Source organism: Pusillimonas sp. (genome assembly GCF_044464525.1).
GTDB lineage: Bacteria > Pseudomonadota > Gammaproteobacteria > Burkholderiales > Burkholderiaceae_B > Pusillimonas.
This window is the reverse complement of record NZ_JBIQLE010000002.1, coordinates 56,825-78,363: the sequence shown is the minus strand read 5'-3', so window position 1 is coordinate 78,363 and position 21,539 is coordinate 56,825. Positions and strand designations below refer to the sequence as shown.

The 21,539-nt window shown below is 59.0% G+C and carries 18 protein-coding genes and 1 tRNA gene; 10 read left to right on the top strand and 9 right to left on the bottom strand.

The genetic code is table 11. The features are described from left to right. Positions 1 to 29 precede the first annotated feature (29 nt). Complete coding sequence (locus tag ACIY1O_RS01595; RefSeq protein WP_397473318.1) at positions 30 to 2,546, bottom strand: mechanosensitive ion channel domain-containing protein; 2,517 nt, start codon at positions 2,544 to 2,546, stop codon at positions 30 to 32. Between the two features lie 316 nt (positions 2,547 to 2,862). Next, a tRNA-Pro gene (locus tag ACIY1O_RS01590) sits at positions 2,863 to 2,939 on the bottom strand. 181 nt (positions 2,940 to 3,120) lie between these two features. Here ACIY1O_RS01590 and pgaA point away from each other — a divergent pair. The 10 genes from pgaA (at position 3,121) to ACIY1O_RS01540 (ending at position 13,684) form a co-directional block, all read left to right on the top strand. After that, entirely contained in the window at positions 3,121 to 5,667 is a 2,547-nt protein-coding gene (gene pgaA, locus ACIY1O_RS01585) for a poly-beta-1,6 N-acetyl-D-glucosamine export porin PgaA (RefSeq protein WP_397473317.1), read from the top strand. An 8-nt stretch (positions 5,668 to 5,675) separates the two neighbouring features. Beyond that, entirely contained in the window at positions 5,676 to 7,706 is a 2,031-nt protein-coding gene (gene pgaB, locus ACIY1O_RS01580; protein ID WP_397473316.1) for a poly-beta-1,6-N-acetyl-D-glucosamine N-deacetylase PgaB, read from the top strand. After that, complete coding sequence (pgaC, locus tag ACIY1O_RS01575; RefSeq protein WP_397473315.1) at positions 7,703 to 9,034, top strand: poly-beta-1,6-N-acetyl-D-glucosamine synthase; 1,332 nt, start codon at positions 7,703 to 7,705, stop codon at positions 9,032 to 9,034. The genes pgaB and pgaC overlap by 4 nt, the downstream gene beginning before the upstream one ends. Beyond that, positions 9,031 to 9,474 (top strand): poly-beta-1,6-N-acetyl-D-glucosamine biosynthesis protein PgaD, encoded by a 444-nt coding sequence (gene pgaD, locus ACIY1O_RS01570; protein ID WP_397473314.1) that lies wholly within the window; start codon positions 9,031 to 9,033, stop codon positions 9,472 to 9,474. The genes pgaC and pgaD overlap by 4 nt, the downstream gene beginning before the upstream one ends. 155 nt (positions 9,475 to 9,629) lie before the next feature. Further along, positions 9,630 to 10,082: a curli production assembly/transport protein CsgE gene (locus ACIY1O_RS01565; protein ID WP_397473313.1), complete on the top strand. Its 453-nt coding sequence runs from the start codon at positions 9,630 to 9,632 to the stop codon at positions 10,080 to 10,082. Continuing rightward, positions 10,083 to 10,535, top strand: a complete 453-nt coding sequence (locus tag ACIY1O_RS01560) for a curli assembly protein CsgF (RefSeq protein ID WP_397473312.1) — start codon at positions 10,083 to 10,085, stop codon at positions 10,533 to 10,535. Further along, entirely contained in the window at positions 10,532 to 11,482 is a 951-nt protein-coding gene (locus ACIY1O_RS01555) for a CsgG/HfaB family protein (RefSeq protein WP_397473311.1), read from the top strand. The genes ACIY1O_RS01560 and ACIY1O_RS01555 overlap by 4 nt, the downstream gene beginning before the upstream one ends. A gap of 92 nt (positions 11,483 to 11,574) precedes the next feature. Beyond that, positions 11,575 to 12,210, top strand: coding sequence for a hypothetical protein (locus tag ACIY1O_RS01550; protein ID WP_397473310.1), 636 nt, complete (start codon positions 11,575 to 11,577; stop codon positions 12,208 to 12,210). Positions 12,211 to 12,343: 133 nt separating this feature from the next. Further along, positions 12,344 to 12,670, top strand: a complete 327-nt coding sequence (gene csgH, locus ACIY1O_RS01545; RefSeq protein ID WP_397473309.1) for a curli-like amyloid fiber formation chaperone CsgH — start codon at positions 12,344 to 12,346, stop codon at positions 12,668 to 12,670. A 279-nt stretch (positions 12,671 to 12,949) separates the two neighbouring features. Next, entirely contained in the window at positions 12,950 to 13,684 is a 735-nt protein-coding gene (locus ACIY1O_RS01540; RefSeq protein WP_397473308.1) for a response regulator transcription factor, read from the top strand. Here ACIY1O_RS01540 and ACIY1O_RS01535 read toward each other — a convergent pair. From ACIY1O_RS01535 to sufB, 7 genes are all read right to left on the bottom strand, one after another. Further along, positions 13,664 to 15,547 carry an EAL domain-containing protein gene (locus ACIY1O_RS01535; protein ID WP_397473307.1) on the bottom strand — a complete coding sequence of 628 codons (1,884 nt, stop codon included), beginning with the start codon at positions 15,545 to 15,547 and terminating at the stop codon, positions 13,664 to 13,666. The genes ACIY1O_RS01540 and ACIY1O_RS01535 overlap by 21 nt on opposite strands. Before the next feature lie 138 nt (positions 15,548 to 15,685). Then, positions 15,686 to 16,252 carry a putative Fe-S cluster assembly protein SufT gene (sufT, locus tag ACIY1O_RS01530; RefSeq protein ID WP_397473306.1) on the bottom strand — a complete coding sequence of 189 codons (567 nt, stop codon included), beginning with the start codon at positions 16,250 to 16,252 and terminating at the stop codon, positions 15,686 to 15,688. A 9-nt stretch (positions 16,253 to 16,261) separates the two neighbouring features. After that, complete coding sequence (gene sufU, locus ACIY1O_RS01525; RefSeq protein WP_397473305.1) at positions 16,262 to 16,717, bottom strand: Fe-S cluster assembly sulfur transfer protein SufU; 456 nt, start codon at positions 16,715 to 16,717, stop codon at positions 16,262 to 16,264. Next, positions 16,714 to 17,973: a cysteine desulfurase gene (locus ACIY1O_RS01520; RefSeq protein ID WP_397473304.1), complete on the bottom strand. Its 1,260-nt coding sequence runs from the start codon at positions 17,971 to 17,973 to the stop codon at positions 16,714 to 16,716. Before ACIY1O_RS01520 ends, sufU begins: the two co-directional genes overlap by 4 nt. Further along, entirely contained in the window at positions 17,970 to 19,274 is a 1,305-nt protein-coding gene (gene sufD, locus ACIY1O_RS01515; RefSeq protein ID WP_397473303.1) for a Fe-S cluster assembly protein SufD, read from the bottom strand. The genes ACIY1O_RS01520 and sufD overlap by 4 nt, the downstream gene beginning before the upstream one ends. Further along, on the bottom strand, positions 19,271 to 20,041 hold the full coding sequence (sufC, locus tag ACIY1O_RS01510) for a Fe-S cluster assembly ATPase SufC (RefSeq protein WP_397473302.1): 771 nt from the start codon (positions 20,039 to 20,041) through the stop codon (positions 19,271 to 19,273). Before sufC ends, sufD begins: the two co-directional genes overlap by 4 nt. Before the next feature lie 13 nt (positions 20,042 to 20,054). After that, a complete protein-coding gene (gene sufB, locus ACIY1O_RS01505; RefSeq protein ID WP_397473301.1) occupies positions 20,055 to 21,503 on the bottom strand; it encodes a Fe-S cluster assembly protein SufB in 1,449 nt (482 codons plus the stop codon). Positions 21,504 to 21,539: the final 36 nt, after the last annotated feature.

Genomic DNA, 21,539 nt, shown 5'->3' with positions numbered 1-21,539 from the left:
CAATGCTTGCCCCCGTATATCGATGCAAGCTATCGGCCTGAATCGGGGCCTGAGGGAGCCGGGCCCCGGGTTTCAGGGTTGGAGCTGGAGGTTTGTTTAGGCGTCTCGGCGGATGCCCTGCCCTGCGTGGAAGAGCCATTCGGATCCGGCTCGGGCCCGCCTTGTTCTGGTTCCAATAATGCCAGCCCATCGGCGTCGCCCGGCTGGGGCTTGGCAAAATGCAGCACGGTCTGCGGATACGGCAGATCGATGCCGGCTTCGGCAAAGCGCTTGCGCACCAAGCGGTTGAAGCCGCGCTGTACCGCCCACTGCATGCCGGGAATCGTCTTGATGAGCACCCGAATGTTGTATCCGCGCTCGTGCAATGACGTTACGCCGGGAATTTCGATATCACCCAAGACCATGCCGGCAAGCTCAGGATCTTGCATGAATTCGGCAAACGCCTCGTGCAGATGGCGGATGGCTTCGTCCACGTCGGCGCCGTAGGCAATGGCGTATTCGCCATAGTGATAACCAAAATCACGCATGTGATTTGACACTTTGTCTATGGCCGAAAATGGGATCAGGTGAAAGCCGCCGTCCAAAGTGCGTATGCTGACCGTCCGTATGGTTATTTTCTCGACCGTGCCGAATATTCCGGCCACCTCGACGACATCGTTGTGGTTCATGCCGTTTTCAAGCTGGATGAACACTCCGGTAATCACGTCCTGCACCAGTTTTTGTGCGCCGAAGCCTATGGCCAGGCCCACCACCCCCGCCCCGGCGATAAGCGGCCCGATATCCACGCCGATCTGCGACAGCATGACCAGAACGGTCATTGTAACGATGACCACTAGCGCGGCGCTGCGAAACAGAGACAGCAGGGTCTTCTGCCTTTCGGTCGTTCGCCCTGTTGAATCGTCGTTTAGTCGACTTTCGATGATGCTCGCCACAATCGTCCAGACGCCCATGGCAAACAGCAATATCACTGCAACACGAACCAGGGTGGCGACGAGCGCGCGCCCCTCGGGGGAATACAGCCAGCTACTCAGGTTGAACGCACGCCAAGCGTCCAGAATGAGCAGCAATGCAACCACCAAAATGATGCCGCGCAACAGGCGTATGGTTCCGGGCACATAAGAGTTAAGACGGCGCTCAAGCAGTGGGAGCCGTTGGCTCAAGTCGGCGGACAGCGTGATCCGGCGCGTCATCATTGAGGAAAGCGCCGCAGCCAGCAGGGTTGCAATACCCGCAACGATGAGGGTGCGAAGCGTCGCCTCGGCCATGAAAGGCAGCGCCTCCTGCTGATCAAGCTGCGTGGCGATCAGCAAGGCGGTGAAGTAAGCCAGCCCAACCCAATGCCACAGTCGGCCGGCGATGCGGTATAGGGTTGAAAAAAAGGCATTGGCTGCGGTTTCGGCGCGCTGCTCGAGTCGACCGCGCACGTCGTTCCGGTTTTTCCAGATCACCCTTACCGCGTAGACATAAACCCCCAGCATGATGAACAAGCCGACAAGCTGGCCCACGGATGGTGTGAGCATCTGATAGATGACCGGTACCGCCACAAGCATGCCGTAACCCGTGATGCCGATAATGCGTTGCAGCCAGGCGCTCCAGTATGTGGCGCGGTCGTCTTCCATGCGCCAGAGACGCAAGTGGGGATGGCGTTCGGAAAATACGGCGCGACAAATCGAGCGCGCAAGCTCTATGGCCACGAAGGAGCTGACAAAAATCAGGGCCAGAACGATGGACGTGCGCCACTGCTCTTGTATGAACAGGGCCAACACATAGCCGGCCAGTGCAGCCAGCAGGATGGCGCCCGCGTCGATCGCCAGCGCACCTGCAATGGCGCCCACGCGCGGTGTCAGGCGTACAGAGTGAGCTCGCCGGGGATGAGCCGTACGAGTGGCCTGAGCCGTGCCGGCGGAGGCGACTTCATGGCTGGTACGCACCCAGGCATCAAGGCGTCGGAAAAACCACATGGCAATGAGTCGGAAGACGGCAAAAGCGACCAGCGTGGCGATAACGACCAGCGCGAGGTTCAATAGGCGAGACCGCCACTGCTCGGTTGTCATGCCGTGTATGCCTTCGCCGGCGAACAGCCCGCGCAGCATGGTTGCGGTCTGCGAGAAATCCTGGGCCACGCCCGCGGCAAAGGCTTGAAGGGCGCCCGCCACGCCGCCCAGGTGGGCGCCCTTCGTTTCGGCTTCGCCCGCCTGGCTTGCATCCTGCTGCGCTGCGTCCGCTTGGGCCAGGCCTTCGGCGGGCGGCGCCGCCGTCTCCTGGCCCGCCAAATGTCGAAGCTCATCTATCAATGCGCTTCGAGAGCGTTCGTTCTCGAGCAGATCGGCCAGCGCGGCATATGAAGGCGTGCTCGCACCGGGGCCGGTAGGCGTGTCAGCCTGTGGCGCAGTTTGGGAAGGCGCTGCTTCGGCCGCTTCGGCGGTGGACGCCGACGGCTGCGCGGTTGCAACGGGGGCCAGCGCGAAGACAGAAAGAAACAGCATACAAAGAAACAAAGCCCGCACATGGGCGACGAGAGAGCCCTCACCGTTGTGACAGTTCAATTTTGATCTCCTGGTTTTTTTGTCCGAACGGCTGCAACGGCCGCGCCATCGCAGTTGCCCTTAAAGGGTAACATCGCCCCATTGTTGGGCAAAACCCTTGCCCTCCGGCATGCTCACCGTAGGACGGCTATGCGCTCAGGCCAAGTTGCCTCAACCACGCGCTAAAGCGAAGAAATCCGGCTGGCGGGTCCTGAGCTTCTGCGCCCAAGACAGGCGCGCGGCACTGCCTTGATTCGGGCAGAGGCAGCTCATACCGGGCGCACATGAAAAAAGGGGCTTGCAGACAAAATCTGCAAGCCCCTTTTTAGGGAATTTTTGGTCGGGACGGAGTGATTCGAACACTCGACCCCTTGCACCCCATGCAAGTGCGCTACCAGGCTGCGCTACGCCCCGAGAAAGAAAAAGATTCTAGCACATATTTCTAGGCGGTGTTAGCACACCTTTGACCCCCGTCGATCATCCCACCTGAGCTTACGCCGTCCGTCTTCCACGAAGTAGCCATCTGGCTCATGTCTGGCTGTAGCAATTTGTCTAACATTTTCCACAGGGGTTTGAACATGAGGGGAATAGACCAATGCGCCGTGCCGTTCATAAAAACGAGAACTCGCTGATGGCGGCACGGCCACCGGCATGGCGCACCGCCATGCAGGGCTGCGCGGCGGTTCTGCTTGTGCTTGCGGCCCCGGCCACGACCTTGGCTCAAACGACATTCTCCAGCGATGATTACCGCATGGTCATTGAGGCGGCGCGTGCCGGCCGCCATGATTGGGCGCTGCAAAAGCTGGCTGAACAAGCTGCGCTGTATCCGGACAATGCACGTATCCGGCACGACCAGTTGATCGTCGCGGGCTGGGCGGGACAGCCGGACGAAATCATACGCCTCTATCAGACCTTGCCACAAAAAGCTTTGCCTCTGCCGCGCGGCGCGTTGGCGGCCGTTGCCCGCGCCTACCGGGACGAACGTCAATGGACAACGGCCCTGGCACTGTACCGCGAAGGGATGCGCCGTTTTCCGGAAGACCCTGATTTTCGCCTGGGCGAAACGTTGGTGCTGACAGACTCTGGAAACGCCGTTGCGGCGCTTGATATGGCGAGTGAATTGGTGGAAAAAGCCCCGCGTGATCCATCCCGCCTTCTCGTACTGAGCTACGCCCGCAGGCTGAACGGTCAACCCTACGCCGCCTTGCAGGCCGCCTCCAAAGCGTATTCATTGGCGCCGGACAACGCCAGCGTGGTCGAGGAATATATCAGTGCCCTGACGGCGGCGGGACTGTCGGAAGCCGCATTGCGCACTGCGCGCGAGCATTCAAGCCGGTTCCCCGCGCTGCGCTTGTATTCATTGGAAGTCGATCGAGCTGCAGAACTGACGCGACTGGCTTCGCACCCTTCGCGCCAGGAGGCGAATCGCCACGACATGGCGGACCGGGCGCTGCAAGCCTACGACGACCTTTCCACAAACGGTGTTTCAACGCCGCAAGGCGGTCTCGTCTCTGACCGGTCCCAAGTCCGGACTCAACCTCAAATGCAACGCCTGCGCATCGATCGCCTCCTGGCTTTGCACTCGCGGGGCCGCATGGCCGAAGTGGTTGAGGAATATGAAAGCTTGCGGGCACAGGACGTTGAGGTGCCGCCCTACGCTCTGGGACATGTCGCAGACGCCTACCTGGACGGACGCCAACCGGAAAAGGCGGCGCAACTATATTTACAAATACTGGATACGGAGCGCGCGCAGAAGGACCCGGCGGTACGACTCAGCCGGCAATCAGGGCTTTTTTATTCATACATAGAGTCGGAACAGTTCGATGCCGCGCAGGAGGTGATGTCGGAAGCCTTGCTCGAGCAGCCCGCCTGGCGCAGGCAGAAAGGCACGCCCTTGCCACAGCCCAACAACCTTAACCTCGCGGCCAGCCAATACTCCGCCTTGGGCCACCATTACGCCGACGACACCGTGCAAGCACAGGAAAGCCTGGAAGAGCTTGTGACGCAAGCGCCCGGCCATTCCGGCTTGCGCAGCACGCTCGCCCAGGTGTATTTGGCGCGGGGCTGGCCACGGCGTGCCGAACAAGAGTTGAAGCTTGCCGAGACGCATACGCCACGCGCCCTGATCGTGATTACAGAGCAAGCCAAGACGGCGATGGCTTTGCAGGAATGGAGGCAGGCCGAGCTGCTGATTGCGGACGCTGCGGCACGCGAACCAGAAAACTCCCATGTCCAGCGGCTGGTGAAAGACTGGGAACTCCACAACAAGCGCGAACTGCGCATAACGGCGAATCGCGGACTAGCTTCGGATAGTCCCGTTGTCGGTGATCGGGCCATGGGGGTGGATACGGTCATTTACTCAGCGCCAATTGGCTACAACTGGCGGGGCTTCGCGGGGGCAGGGCTGGCCAAAGCCGAATTCGACGACTTTGACGCCGACTATCACTGGTTCCGGGCCGGCGCGCAATGGCGCAGCCGGAGCCTGACTGCTGAAGCGGAAGCATCTTCGCACCACTACGGCCAAGGCGCCAAGATGGGTGCGCGCCTGCAAGCCGACTACGATCTGAATGACCAGTGGCGAATTGGCGGCCAGGCGGCGTTCCGCTCACGCGAAACACCTGTAAAGGCGCTGGCCAACAACATCACTTCAAACCGGCTGGACGCCTATGTGAACTGGCGGGCCAGCGAACGCCGGGAATGGCGGCTATCGCTTTCACCCTCGCGATTCAGCGATGGCAATCGCCGCATTGAAGCGGCGGTGGCGGGTCGAGAACGCCTCTACACCGCGCCCCACCTCAAGCTCGACGCGCAGCTTGACGTATCGGCCTCGCACAACACTTTGCAAGAAGCGCCCTATTTCAATCCTCGCGCCGACCTGTCGGTTCTGCCCTCATTGTCGCTGACTCACACCTTGTATCGGCGCTACGACACCGTGTTCGAGCAACGCTTCATGCTCGGCGCGGGCGTTTACGCACAACGAGGGTATGGCTCCGGCGCCATCGCCACGGTGGGATATGGGCTGAGAATGCGCCTGGATGAGAAATTGGACGCAGGCATCAGCATTGTGGGAGTCAGCCGTCCGTACGATGGCGTTCGCGAACGCGAAGCCCGCATCATGTTTGATCTTCAACTTAGATTTTGAGATACGAGATGACAGCCTATTCCTCCCGTCTGCCGTGCCTCGTCTTCGTGTTTTGCGCGCTGCTTGCCGTGGCGGGCTGCGCGAACCAGCGCCCGACCTTCGTCCCGCCCGATCAACGCCCGCTGGAAAATTCGGAAAAGCCCTGGCCATCAAATCGTTTCCTGGTTCTGGCCTATCACGACGTCGAGGACGAAGACCCCGACCAAACCTTTGTCTCTGTACGCACAGATCATCTCATAGAGCAGTTCTCATGGCTCCGCGACAATGGCTATCAACCGATCACGGTCGATCAGGTCCTTGCCGCGCGCGACGGCGGCCCGCCCTTGCCCGAGCAGGCAGTGCTATTGACGTTCGACGACGGCTACCGCAGCTTCTACACCCGGGTGCTGCCCCTATTGAAGGCGTTCCAATGGCCCGCCGTCCTGGCTCCCGTAGGCACGTGGGTCGATACTCCCCCCGGCAGTAAAGTCGATTTCGGCGGAAAGCTGGTGGAGCGGGAACGCTTCCTTACTTGGGACCAGGTGGCAGAGATAGCACGGTCGGGGCTGGTGGAGATCGGCGCGCACACCGACGCCCTGCACTACGGCGTTGTTGCCAACCCCCAAGGTAACGAGCAACCGGCCGCCGCGGCACATGCTTATGACGCTGCCACGGGCAGCTACGAAAGCGATGCCGCCTACGAGGAGCGCATACGCCTCGATGTTGAACGCATCACAGAGAAAATTCGCCGCGTGTCGGGCAAGTCGCCGCGGGTATGGGTATGGCCTTATGGCGAAGCCAGCGGCCCGGCCCTGCGAATTGTCCAGGAGCATGGCTATCAGATGGCCCTGAACCTGGACAACACCCTTGCCTCGACCGACGACCTGTTCCGTATGCCACGCTTGCTGGTGGCCAACGACCCGCCTTTGCAAGAGTTTATCCAGGCGGTCGTCAACATGGAGGATTCGATTGAAATAAGGGTGGCTCACGTCGATCTGGACTATGTATACGACAGCGACCCCGAGCAAATGGAACGCAATCTCGGCAAGCTCGTGCAACGGGTGGCCAATATGGGGGTCAACGTCGTCTTCCTGCAGGCGTTTGCCGATCCAAATGGCGATGGCCTGGCCCGCGAGCTGTATTTTCCCAATCGTCACCTGCCAATGCGGGCCGATCTGTTCAACCGAGCTGCGTGGCAATTGCGCAGCCGGGCCTTCGTCCAGGTCTATGCATGGATGCCGGTATTGAGTTTTCAGCTCGACCCAAGCCTGGAACGAGTACAACGCTGGTATCCGGAAGACGGGCAAGCCCGTATCGATCCGACACAGTACGAAAGGCTGTCGCCGTTCGATCCACGCGCCAGGAAGCAGATCACCGAGCTGTACGAAGACCTTTCGCGCAACGCCATCTTTGCCGGAATCCTCTTCCACGACGATGCCATGTTGTCTGATTTCGAAGATGCCGGTCCCGCCGCCATGGCCGCCTATCGCGCCGCCGGTCTTGGTGAGTCGATCGAGCAGTTGCGATCCGACCCGGCGACTATGCAGCGCTGGACTCGTTTCAAGAGCCGCTACCTGGTTGATTTCACCCAGACCCTGGCGCAGCACGTAAAGGCCCTGCGCGGGCCGCAAATACGCACCGCCCGAAACATGTTCGCTTCGCCCGTTGTCGAGCCCGAAAGCGAAGCCTGGTTCGCCCAGAACCTCGACGATTTTCTGGCCGCTTATGACTGGACCGCCCCCATGGCCATGCCCTGGATGGAAGGCGTAGCCGACCGGGACAGCAAGGCCTGGCTCAAGCAGATGGTCGATGAAGTCGCGACCCGGCCCGGCGCGCTTGATCGCACCATCTTCGAGCTTCAGGCCCGCGACTGGCGAGAGAATCCCGATGGTTCAGACGGCGGTCACGTCGACTCTGTCCTCTTGGCGGACTGGATGCGGTGGCTGCAATTGCATGGAGCCCGAAACCTGGGCTATTACCCCGATGACTTCATTCAGGACGAACCTCGCCTAGAGATCATTCGTCCCGTGCTGTCCAACACTTGGTACCCATTCCGATGAAAGTCCGACTCTTAGCCCTGCTGCTGCTTTGTATCGCCGTCGGCGCTCCCTTGGGCCTGGCTGCGTTGCCGGCGAGCGGCGCATTGCTTGGCTTCGTGTTTTTTTATCCGCTTTTCATGTCGGGAATCTGGATGGCCGGAGGCATTTACTACTGGCTTGTGTGGGAGCGGCGCTGGCCATGGGCGCCTGGGAAAATCCTGACGATGCTGCCGGGCAACCCCTTGATCACGATTGTCATTCCTTGCCATAACGAAGCGGCGCATGGGGCGGAAGCCGTACTGGCGGCGTTAGGCCAAAATTACACCAACATCGAAGTGATAGCCGTAAACGACGGATCAACGGATGCCACGGGCGCAATGTTCGACGAGTTGGCCAATACGCATCCAGCCCTGCGCGTCATCCATCTGGCGCGCAACCAAGGCAAGGCGATGGCGCTTCGCATGGGGGCCATGGCCGCCCGCGGCGAGTATATCGTCTGCATCGACGGCGACGCCATGCTCGAACCGGACGCCGCCGCCTACTTGATCACCCCCATGCTGGGGCGCCCACGGGTGGGCGCGGTCACGGGCAACCCCAGAATCCGTACCCGCTCAACGCTCGTGGGCCGCATACAGGTAGGCGAATTCTCTTCCATTATTGGCTTGATCAAGCGCACTCAACGTGTGTATGGACAGCTATTCAGCATCTCGGGAGTGGTTGCGGCATTTCGACGGCAGGCACTGGATGATGTCGGCTATTGGAGCCTGGACATGGTCACCGAAGACATCGACATCACATGGAAGCTGCAACGCAATCAGTGGCTGGTGTTTTTCGAGCCGCGCGCGCTGTGTTGGATATTGATGCCCGAAACACTGCGTGGCTTGTGGAAGCAGCGCCAACGCTGGGCCCAGGGCGGTGCGGAAGTATTCCTGAAGAACATTTCAGTGCTTTGGAGCTGGGAACAGCGCCGCCTGTGGCCGTTGCTGCTCGACTTCATGCTGTCAACCATCTGGGCGTTCGCCATGGCGTTGACGGTATGCCTGTGGGTGCTGGGAATGTTCCTGGAGCTGGACTCCGCACTGCGTGTTTCCCGCGTGTGGCCTCCCTCTTTCACAGGAATGGTGTTGGTCCTGTCATGCCTGCTTCAGTTCAGTGTAAGCGTCCTCATAGAGCGCCGTTACGAACCCGACATTGTCCGTTCTCTTTTTTGGATCGTCTGGTATCCATTCGTGTACTGGCTTATCAACCTATGCACGACGTTGTTCAGTTTCCCAAAAGTCATGCTGCGCATTCGCCGCCGGCGCGCCCGGTGGTCCAGTCCGGACCGCGGCATCAAGGAGTTGACATGAACCTGCTTGTCCGTACCCCCCGCTCCATCTCCAATCGCATTCTTGACGTGGGATTGACTGCCTTGGGATGGCTGGTGTTCAGCTATTTCATGACAGCGGGCCTGATTGCGGTATTCAACGGCGTAGATAGAAGCATGGAGTTCTCTTTGATGGGCGGGACCGTATCAACCACTGCGGCATTGATGCTGTATCTGACCATCTGCGCCATAAGCGCCTTGCTGCTGATGCTGTGGGGCACTTATCGAAAGCGGCTCACGCGGACTGCGCCGCACAGGATCAATACGCCCAACGACGCCTTGCTGGCCGAGAGCTTCGCATTGTCGGGGCCCCAGCTGGAAGACATCAGGCTAAGCAGGATGGTGGTTATTCATCATGCCGATGACGGAGAAATAAGCCGTTGGGAATCCGCGGATACAACCTCAATACGTCTTTCAGCGTAATACGCCGGCCAGTTTGCTCCGAACGCGTTACGCCATATAGCTGACCTCTTCTAGTACGTATATCTCATGTTGATAGGGGCACGACCTCTTTAATATGAACACACGGTTTCCACAAGTAATAACACCTTTCTGATGTAACCGTAACAGGGGGAAGCATGACTCGTTGCATCAAGCATTGTCAGGCTGCATTGTTCACCTTGGTTTTGGTCGCCGCCTATGCGGCAACCGCCACCTTGGATGAGGACTTGCTGAAAACCCAACCTGAGAAAAGCCTGCTCGACGATCCCTTGAGCGGCATTGTGGTCAACCGCACAGTCACCGTTCTGGGCAACGACTTCTATCAATACTTCGCACGCGCGTGGCGCGAGAAGGATGGTGATCACCGCTATTCCCTCTCCGTTCACGAAAGGCCGTCCGCACGCTGGGGCAGCGAGATCTGGGTGCAGTATCGCCAGCAGCAGGTGTTCCACATGTTTCTTTCGCCCGCGCGCCAAGCAGCCAAGGACGTCAGCCAGCAGGCTGCAAGAATCGTTTACGAGAACGTAGTCAACAGCGACATCCAGCGGATGCTGGTTCAAAGCCAGGACCTTGGAGAAGAGGAGCTCTAAATGAAACACATAACATCATCGCGCGGCGTCACGTTCTGCTGTTTGGCTGCGCTGGCCACAGCACTGGCAAGCCAACCGGCCACCGCCACAGAACTGGTCTACTTTCCGCTTAATCCTTCGTTTGGCGGCAGCCCGCTGAATGGTCCAGTGCTATTGAACTCGGCACTGGCAACCAATAAACACACGGATCCGGACGCGGGCGCCGATATTTTTGGCGCAAGCCAGAAATCCCCGCTCGAAACGTTCCAGGAAACTCTCGAACGAGCCATTCTGGGCCGATTGGCCGCAACGGCCACATCGCGCATCGTGGGCGAAGACGGAAAACTTATTCCGGGCTCGCTCGAGACCGAGAACTTCAATATCAACATCGTCGACGTGGGCGGCGGGCTTCTGTCCATCACGACGGTAGATAAAGTGACCGGCGGCTCGACTACATTTCAGGTGGGTCAATGAAAACCGTCGCCCTTTGCACGAGCGCTGCACGTCCACGCAGCCTGCTCCGAGCCGGCATGCTGATCGCGGCCTGCGCCGCCCTCAGCGCTTGCGCCACCTACCGGGAGCCGGTTGATGTCGGCACGCCGGCGCAGCTGACACCCGCAACGCCATCCACCCACGACCTGCTGCGCCTGCCCGAACCCAAGGGCAAGATAGTGGTGGCCGTATACGGCTTTCGCGACCAGACCGGCCAATACAAGCCAGCGCCTGACAGCTCGTTCTCTACATCGGTAACGCAAGGCGCGGCATCCATGCTGGTAAAGGCCCTCCAGGACTCCGGCTGGTTCACCCCGGTCGAACGGGAAAGCCTTCAAGAGCTGCTTACGGAACGCCGCATCGTGCGGGCGCTGGATGGATCTCAGGATAAAGACGCGCCCCAGATCAGCATCCCCGCCCTGCTTCCAGCTTCGGTCCTGGTTGACGGCGGCATTATCTCTTACGAAAGCAACATCCGCACAGGCGGCTTGGGGGCAAGGTTCCTTGGCATAGGCCTTTCGACCCAGTACCGCATGGACCAAGTGACGGTGGGGCTGCGCAGTGTGGATATCCGTAGCGGCCGCGTCCTGCAAACGGTTTCCACCACCAAGACGATCTTCTCTTATGAAATTCGACCCAGCGTATTCAAGTTCGTCAATTTCAAGGATCTCCTGGAGATAGAAGGAGGCCTCACGCAAAACGAGCCTGCCCAATTGTGCGTGAAGGAAGCCATCGAAGCCGCTGTAGTCCATTTGACCGTGCAGGGGCTCAAGGACAACAACTGGGCGTTGAAAAACCCCGAAGACTGGAATACGCCAATTGTCCAGCGCTACCTGCAGGCCGAAACGAACTACGTCCAGGCCCTCGTTGAAACAGAGGCGGGATCTCCCGCCGTGGCGGCTTCCACAGTGGTTGATCCCTTGCAATGAGCTGTCGATATACCGATTTCTAATCGGGCCCGGTTTTGGAGACCGCCGGGTTCGGTGCAGCGTCCCCGGTCTTCATCACGAGGAGAAACACAATGTCTTTCAAACTATCGGCCGTCGCTCTGGGAATCGGTGTCATGTTCGGCGCCGGCAACGCCCTTGCCGACACGGCCACCATTGATCAAATGGGTTCATGGAACGACTCTACGATCGAGCAATATGACAACAACGGCGCCACAGCCACCATTACGGTCGACGGCTTCCGAAACGACGCCGTCGTCGTACAACAGGATGTGAACAACGCCAATGCGACCATCACCCAGACCGCCAGCGCGGGCGATGCAACCATCGACCAAAGCGGCTCTGATTACTGGCACTGGACGGTACCGGGCAACAATCAATACGCGTCCATCAGCCAAACATGGGGCTGGGGAAATACAGCCTGGACCACGCAACGCGGCAACAACACCGATGCGGCCATCACGCAAGGCGGCTTCGACAACCTGGCCGGCATCACCCAGCAAGGTCAGGGCGGCTGGGTTGTGGCTCGGATCAATCAGACCGGCCAAGGCAACGATGGCTACATCGACCAAAAAGGCAGCGGCTTGAACGCGACCATCAACCAGACCGGCTATCGAAACGATGCCGTGATCCTGCAACGAAACTCGGGGCATACCGCCACGTTGACCCAAGTAGGCGCTTTCAATACGGGGGTCATCAAACAGCACTAAACACAACACGTAAGAAGACGGGCCGCGCCGCGAAGCGAGGTTCTCGACTGCGACACCAAACTTCGCGGCCGCAACCCGCCGGCCATCACGAAAAATTGCGCACCTGCGCCGAATGCATCGAGGTTAAACGAAAATGAACGCCGATATTGATTTGCAAGCATGGCTTGAAACCCAAAGCGCCACACGCCCGGAAGTCATTGTTCCTTATGTGCAAAGCAGCCATGCCACCAGCCTGCGCTACCTTTTACGCACCACTGTCTCTCATCAAGGGGGCAATAGCCGGATCAGCCAGGGAGGCGTGTTGAGCGTGCCTGCTCATACAGCTGTGGCGCTGCCTCGGCTTGCAGTCACACAGCCTGACGGGGAATGCCATATCGAACTGGTGCTGACAGAAACATCAGGGGGGGAAACCCGTTACGAATTTGATTGCGAAGAGGCTCGGCCGGTTGCAAAACACTGATGATTTATACACACTGATTCAATTTGTTTCAGTTAATTTATAATGCAATCATTTACTTGCACCACATAATTCAATTAAATTATTGACGTCGCATAAACAGTCGTAAATTGTAAATTCACGATTCAAAACAAGAGGGGAAACGAGCCGCAGGGGTTCCGGGCCAGTGTTCCACGTGCGCATAAAGTGCGCGGTACGTACATCGCAAGATCTACATGCCGAGTCCGGACAGAAGCCAGCTCCCGTCCTCTTTCATGCTACGTCGCACGTAGGAATATAAGCATGACCATTATCAAAGTAGTGGAGCCACATGCGTTAATCCGGTTAGGACTGCTGCAACTCATTGCGAACGTCATACCCGATGTCACCATCGAAGGAGCCGACTACGCCGGCTTGCGCGATCCCACTGGTGAATGCCGCGACATCGATCTCGTCCTGCTGTCCATTTCGCCGGCCGAAGACGCCAATCAATTGATTGATGCCGCTCTCACTTCCTACGCTCCACGTTTCATCTTGCTCTTGTCAGAGCAAAACCACTTGCCAAGCTCAATTACGCTTCCCGCGGTTGTTTGCGGCCATGTGCCCAAGAATGCCGCGCCCGAGGTTCTGCAGGCTTCCATCCGACTGGTTCTTGCCGGCGGCACCTGCTTCCCTTTGCGCAAGCCATTGATGTCGACCGAGAAGGATAAACCTCCTGCCCGAACCTCAAGCACCAGCTCCATCAATCATGGCGAGCCCGCCACCAAGCTTTCGTTGCAAGCGCATGCAGAGTCCGAGCTTCTGGGCTTGACACCGCGCCAGTACGAGGTGCTGGTGTTGTTGTCGCGCGGCTATCCCATGAAGACGGTTGGCAGATACCTGAACATTTCCGTGGCCACGGCCAAGGCGCACACCGAAACGCTCTATCAGCGGTTAGACGTGCATAATCGGAACGCAGCCGTTTATGCGGCCGTGTCACGCGGGGCCAAGTTAGGCTGGACCTGCATCGGCGGCCAATCAGACGGCTCTGGACGATAATCGGCCAAGGTCGGCGGCTTGAACAGAGTCGTGGTTTGGAGCCCGCTTTCGGCGGCGTTCGACATGTATGCTGTTGCCGCTTGCTTTCTTGGCAAGCGCCTTGGCTTCGGCGGCGGCTGACGCGATCTGGTGGTAGTTCTCGTACTGCGAGGGTTGAACCTCGACGATGCCCAGTGAAATGCTCGGCCACGAAAAATAGCGCCGATTTCCCGCCCTATCATGGGCAAAGTAGCCCTTTTCGGAGCCATTCTTGCGCAAGCCGCTTTTCTTGAGATAGCTTTGCACTGACAAGCCGAATGCTTCCAGCAAAGCATGGCACCTGGCGTCCCAGTCGGCGCTGCGCCACAGCACCAGAAAATCGTCGCCGCCGATATGTCCCACAAAATCACCGCTGCTTGCGTGGGCGCATAGCAGTTGACCAGTCAATTGTATGATTTCGTCGCCATGCACGTAGCCGAACACGTCATTGAAGGGCTTGAAGTTGTCGAGGTCGGCATAGCAAGCGCAAAAAGAGACTTCGCTTGCAAGCAGGAATTCAATATGAAGATTGACCGGCACGTTGCCCGGCAGCTGCGTAAGAGGATTCGCGTGCCGCGCTGCCGTGATTTGGACTTCGGTCAATTCACGCAGTAGGTCATGGCTGGTACCGATTCCCAGATAGCTGCCGGCCGTACCGGTGATAATGAAGTCGCTGATGAGTCGGGAGCGATCAGCCTCGATCAGGATTTGGCTAAGTTCGTGCAAGCTGGAAGATTGGTCCGCCATGGGCGGCGCTTGGTCCATGAAGATCGTGCAGCTTCGGCGACCGTAAAGCTCGCGCTGATACGGCCGCGCAAAGCGGCCGATCAGGTCGTCGCGAAGGATCAAGCCCAGTGGCACGCCATCTTCAACCACCGGTATCGATTGCAGATCAGCGCGGCTGGCGAATAAGTCGCACACGGCATCGTTGGTCATCATTGGCGATGCGCAAGGCACGGTTCGTAAAAGCGTGCCTGCGTTGGCCATGGGCCTTGACTGCGGCGGCTTAAAAGAAGGACGGGTGATCTGATTTTGGCGCAAGTCGGATAAAAAAGCGCTGGGCAATTCGATCAAGGGCGTGGGTACCGGCCTGGCGATATAAAAGCCCTGCCCGCTTCGAATGCCGATATCCACGAGGCACTTGAGTTCTTCCTGTTGCTCGATACCTTCCGCCACTACGAGAGCGCCCGATTCTTGCGCAATATCCCTTATTGAACGCAGAAATTGCTGCTTGAGCCCATCGCCGTGAATGCCTTGTACGAAGTGCATGTCGACCTTGACGTACTCGGGCTTGAATTCGGACCAGCGCCGCAAACTGGAATAGCCTTCGCCCAGGTCGTCCAAGGCCAGTTGAAAGCCGGCATCGCGGTACTCGGCAACAAGGCGAGCCAGTTCCTGCCATTCTTGGGTGAAATGCTCGGTAAGCTCGAATACGATCCGGCTCGGGGGCAAACCCCTTTGCTCAAAATCATTTGCCAGAGTCGCGGCACTGGAGGCCATCTCGGGCAAGACTGCTGGGCTGATGTTGAGGAACAGGCGCCCCGGCAGACCCAATTCGATGAATTGCCCCAGCAAGATGTGGCAGCACAGAATTTCCAGCTTGGACGTCAAGCCCTGCTCGCGAGCGACCCGGAACATTTCCAGCGGTGAATGCAGCGGCCCGTCGGCAGGGCCGCGTATCAGGCCCTCGTAACCAATAATGGCGCCCAGTTGTATGTCGACGACGGGTTGAAAGACCGGCATTAAACGCCGGTTTCGAAGTATGTCGTCGAGGTGAACGCGCAAACCCGCGCCGCCGCCGTCGTGTGAAAGCGCTGGTTCCTTCGCGACTTCATACAACGACATATGCCCGCCTCCGAACTCTAATGCTTTAACCAATAGCAACCCGCACTATAGGTGCCGCACATGAATAACGGATGAACAACTGAAAAATTTAATGGGACATATGGAACAGATGCAGCAGGCGTACCTTTGGGCTTGGGGCTACATCAGGCCGAGCTGGAGCCTGGCGTGCTCGCTGATCATCTCGCGGCTCCATGGAGGGTCCCAGACCAGGTCGACATCGACGGCGTCTACACCTTCGATGGACAACAGCTTGGAGCGTGCCTCGTCGGCGATGAAGGTGCCCATGCCGCAGCCGGGTGCGGTAAGAGTCATGTCGACTTCGATACGGAAGGCGCCCTCTTGCGCCGCCGGAAGGACTTCACAGCGGTAAACCAGCCCTAAATTGACGATATCCACAGGAATTTCCGGATCGTAGCAGGTCTTCAACAGCTCGAGAGCGGCAGCTTCGACGGATTCCATCGTGGCCGGCCCGTCTGAAGCCTGGATGACGGGCGTGTCGACGGGCTCGAGGCCTAATGCATCGGCGTCTCGTCCTTCGATGCGATAGAGGTTGCCTTCGACGTAGACGGTATAGCTGCCGCCAAGTTGCTGGGTTATCTGGGCCGTGCAGCCCTCTTGGATGGTGACGGGCTCGCCAAATGGTACTGATACCGCCGGCAGGTCGCGGCTGACGACAACTTCGTTGGGTTTTCTGTGATAACTCATGACAATACCTTACTCGGTCTTGGCGGGCTCTTGCACGCCCTGAAGCGCGTTGTGCAATGTATGCCATGCCAGCGTGGCGCACTTGACCCGCACGGGGAATTCCTTGACACCGGCAAGCACCTTGAGCTTGCCAAAATCGCGATTTACGGGGTTGCTGTCTGTCAGCATGGCATGAAAATCCTGGAACAGGCTCTCGACCTCGTCGACGGGCTTGCCCCGCACGGCTTCGGTCATCAGCGATGCCGACGCTGTGGAAATGGCACACCCTTGCCCCACGAAACTGGCCTCGTCCACCACGCCGTCTTGTACGCGCACGTACACGGTAAGCTCGTCTCCGCACAACGGATTGTGGCCTTGTGCAACGTGGCTGGGGCGCTCCATGCCATGGTAATTGCGTGGGCTGCGGTTGTGGTCGAAGATGACTTCCTGGTAAAGCTCGCGTAGATCGGGCTGCATGTCGCTCATGGCGTCTCCGTGATGCCGAACAAGGCCTGCGCCTTGCGCACCGCCCCGACCAGGGCGGTAATGTCTTCAGGTTTGTTGTACAGGGCAAATGAAGCCCTGGCCGTGCCGGGAATGCCGAACTGCGTCATGATGGGCATGGCGCAATGATGGCCGGCGCGTATGGCCACGCCTTCCGAGTCGAGTATCGTACCCAGATCATGTGGATGTATGCCATCGATCACAAAGGACAAAATGCCTGCTTTATGCCGCGCCGTGCCAATAAGCTTGACCCCCGGCAGCGCCGCTATCTGTTGGGTCGCCGACTCAAGAAGCGCTTGCTCATGGGCGGCAATACGCTCGAGCCCCACCGACTGCACATAGTCGATGCCCGCGGCCATGCCTACTACACCTGCAATATTCGGGGTGCCGGCCTCGAAGCGCTGCGGAGCGTCGGCGTAGGTTGAGCCTTCGAAGCTGACCGTGTAGATCATGTCGCCGCCGCCCTGCCACGGCGGCATGGCCTGAAGCAGCTCGTGCCGTCCGTAAAGCACCCCGATGCCGGTCGGGCCATACAGTTTATGCGCCGAGAACGCGTAGAAATCGCAGCCCAGCTCTTGCACGTCCACCGCTTGATGCGCAACGGCTTGGGCGCCGTCGACGAGCACGAGCGCGCCAACCGCGTGCGATCTGCGCACAATTTCCTCGACCGGATTGACCGTTCCCAGGGCGTTCGACACATGGGCGACGCACACCAGGCGGGTGTTGGGGCCCAGCAGCTTGTCGAATTCGTCCATCAACAGCTCGCCGCTGCTGTCGATGGGCGCCACCTTCAGCACGGCTCCCACCTGCCCGCAAAGCAATTGCCAGGGAACGATGTTGGAATGGTGCTCCATGGCAGTAAGCAGCACCTCGTCGCCCGCCTTGAGGTTCGCCCTTCCCCAGCTTTGGGCCACCAGGTTGATGGACTCGGTGGTGCCCCGCGTAAAGACGATTTCTTCGTCTCGTTGCGCGTTCAGGAAACGGCGTACGGTGTTGCGGCCTGCCTCGTAGAGGTCGGTGGCGTGTTGGGAAAGCCAGTGTACGCCGCGATGAATATTGGCGTTCGATTCTTCATAGAATCGGCTTTCGGCCTCGATGACTTGTCGCGGCTTTTGCGTCGTGGCGCCATTATCTAGATAGACCAAGGGCTTGCCCCGTACCGGACGCGCCAATATGGGAAAGTCGTGAGCCAGGTCAAGAACAGCTTCGGGTGCGGGCTTTACGACGCTGGCGCTCATGAGATGTCTCCAAGCAGCTTGCCTCCGGGAAGCAAGTTGCGCACGGTCGAGGCGATGCGGCGGCGCATGGGCTCGAGGGCGATGCGCTTCAGGGCTTGCGCGGCGAAGGCGTATGTCATCACACCATGCGCGTGCGCTTGGGAAAGCCCGCGCGAGCGTAGATAGAACAGGCTTTCTTCGTCGATTTGGCCCACCGTGGCGCCGTGCGCACACTTTACGTCGTCGGCGTAGATTTCAAGTTCGGGCTGCGTGGTCACCCGAGCCATGCGCGACAAGAGTAAATTGTCGGAACGCTGCACCGCGTCGGTGCCGTCGGCGCCATCTCGAACCTGGATGCGGCCGGTGAAAACCCCCTGAGCCGAATTATCCAGAATACCCCGGTAGAATTCGTGGCTGGTGCTATTGGGCTGTGCGTGATCGATACGGGTGTGATGATCGACATGACGCCGGCCATCGGCGTAAAACAAGCCATTGAGCAAGGTATGGCAGCGCTCGCCATTGAAGCGCGTGGCGATGTCGTTGCGCGCCAATCTGGCCCCGAAGGAAATCGAGTGTGACTCATAGGTTGAGCCTTCGTCCTGCTGGATGTCTATCGCAGCCAGGTGAAAGGCCTCTGCCTGCTCTTGCTGCACCTTGACGTGGGTGAGCCGCGCTTCGCGTTCGAGCCGGCCTTGCATGACCGTATTGGTCAGCGTGGCTTGCTCGGCATAGCCGATGTAGTGCTCGACAATGGCAGCTTCGGCTCCCTGCCCCAGAAGCACGATGTTGCGCGGGAAACTGGCGGTTGCGTTGCCCGCCGCGATAAACACCAAATGCAAGGGTTCGGACAAGGAAGTTCGGGCCGGCAATTCGACATAGGCGCCGTCAGCCGCAAGGGCCAGGTTCAGCGCGGCGGGGCTTCCGCCTTCGCCGGCATCGCCCAGCACCGCCTCAAGACGTGATTCGCCGCCCGTGATTACCTGGGCTAGCGGTGCGATACGCACGCCGTCGGCCAGGTCGCCGATGCGGGATAGCCCGGCCTCAAAACGTCCGTCGACGAACACCATCCAGTGGCCGCTTTGGCCTTGTCGCAAGGCCTCGATATCGACGCCCGAGGAAGTGCCCCGTTTTCCGTCGAAAGCCTGCTGTTGCATGAATGCCAGAGAAGTATGCCGCCAATCTTTGTGCTTGGTGGTGGGCCAGCCTTCTGACATGAAGCGGTCCAGAGCGCGCCGACGCGCCTCGGCCAGCCAGGGCATATTCGCACCGGGCAGGCTTGCGGCCTTGGCTCGCTGGCTCCAGGGTTGCAGCATATTACTCATGCGCCGGCCTCCTTGCGCTGCTCGGCTTCTTGCTTGACCCAGCCATAGCCCCGCTCTTCCAGTTCAAGCGCCAGTTCTCTGCCGCCGGAATGTTCGATGCGGCCGCTGGACAGCACATGCACGTGGTCAGGAATGATGTACTCGAGCAGACGCTGATAATGAGTGATGACGATGAGCGCGCGATCAGGCGAGCGCAGACGGTTCACCCCTTCGGCAACGACGCGCAGCGCGTCGATGTCAAGCCCGGAATCAGTCTCGTCAAGCACAGCCAGCCGAGGTTGCAACAATGACATTTGCAGCACTTCGTTGCGCTTTTTCTCGCCGCCCGAAAAGCCCTCGTTGACCGAGCGATAAAGGAACTCTTCCTTCATGCCGACCGTCTTCATTTCGGCCTTCACGTGAGTGAGGAAATCCATGGCATCCATCTCGGGCTCGCCACGGTGACGACGCACTGCGTTAACGGCCGCCCGCAAAAAATAAGCATTCGAAACGCCCGGAATTTCAATCGGATACTGAAAAGCCATGAACAGGCCTTCGCGGGCGCGGTCTTCGATCGACATTTCGGTTAGATCTCGGCCATCCCACTCTATGGAGCCGCTTTCAATCTGGAAGCTTTCCCGGCCGGCCAGCACCTGGGCCAGCGTACTTTTACCGGAGCCGTTGGGCCCCATGATGGCGTGTACTTCGCCGGCTTTCACAGAAAGGTCAAGCCCGCGCAATATTGCCTTTTGCCCGATCTTGACGTGCAGATCTTTAATTTCCAACATATATGTTTTCTCCTTAGCCGACGCTGCCTTCAAGGCTGACGCCCAACAAATTTTGTGCCTCTACCGCGAATTCCATGGGCAGCTCTTTGAAGACCTCTTTGCAGAAGCCGTTCACGATCATCGAGACCGCATCCTCGGCCGACAAGCCGCGCTGCATGGCATAGAAAAGCTGATCTTCACCGACTCGCGAGGTGGTTGCCTCGTGCTCGACATGGGCGCTGGGATTCTGCGCCTCGATTGTCGGAAACGTGTGCGCGGCACATTCTTTGCCAATCAGCAGAGAGTCGCACTGGGTGAAATTGCGAGCATTCTCGGCCTTGGGCGTGATGCGCACGAGCCCGCGATAGGTATTGCTGCCACGGCCGGCGGATATCCCTTTGGAGATGATCGTGCTGGACGTGTTGCGGCCCATGTGGATCATCTTGGTGCCGGTGTCGGCCTGCTGGCGATGGTTGCTCAGTGCCACCGAGTAAAACTCGCCTACGGAATCATCGCCGCGCAACACAACGCTGGGGTATTTCCAGGTGATGGACGAGCCGGTCTCGACCTGGGTCCATGAAATACGCGATCGCGCGCCTCGACAATCGCCACGCTTGGTTACGAAGTTGTAGATGCCGCCGACGCCGTCCTTGTCGCCGGGATACCAGTTCTGGACAGTGGAATATTTAATCTTGGCATCGTCGAGCGCTATCAGCTCCACCACCGCGGCATGCAGCTGGTTCTCGTCTCGCATGGGCGCCGTACAGCCCTCAAGGTAACTGACGCTGGCGCCTTCTTCGGCGATGATCAGTGTGCGCTCAAATTGCCCGGTGTCACGGGCATTGATGCGGAAGTAAGTGGACAGCTCCATCGGACATCGCACCCCTTTGGGGATGAACACGAAGGAGCCGTCGGAAAACACGGCCGAATTAAGCGCGGCATAGTAGTTGTCGTTGGGCGGCACCACCGTACCCAGGTACTGACGCACCAGCTCGGGGTGTTCTCGCACAGCCTCGGAGAAGGAACAGAAGATGACGCCCACTTCGGCCAGCTGCTTGCGGAAAGTGGTGGCTACTGAAACGGAGTCAAACACCGCATCGACCGCCACGCCCGCCAAGCGAGCGCGCTCGTGCAAGGGGACCCCCAGCTTTTCGTAGGTACGCAGTAGCTCGGGATCGACCTCGTCCAGGCTTTTGGGGCCGTCGGCCTTGCTTTTGGGCGCCGAAAAATAAACGATGTCCTGGAAATCGATGGGCGGAAAGTTGACCGCCGCCCATTCCGGAGGCGTCATTTCGAGCCAGCGGCGGTACGCCTGAAGCCGCCACTCGAGCAAGAACTCGGGTTCGCGTTTCTTGGCCGACAATTGCCTGACCGTCTCTTCGGACAGGCCTTTTGGGAATGAATCGCTCTCGATGTCAGTCACGAAGCCCGCTTCGTACTCGCGATCGAGAAACGAGCTGATGTCCGCGGAAGCATTTTCCATATATAAAAGTTCCTTTCTAAAGCGCAGGGGACCGCG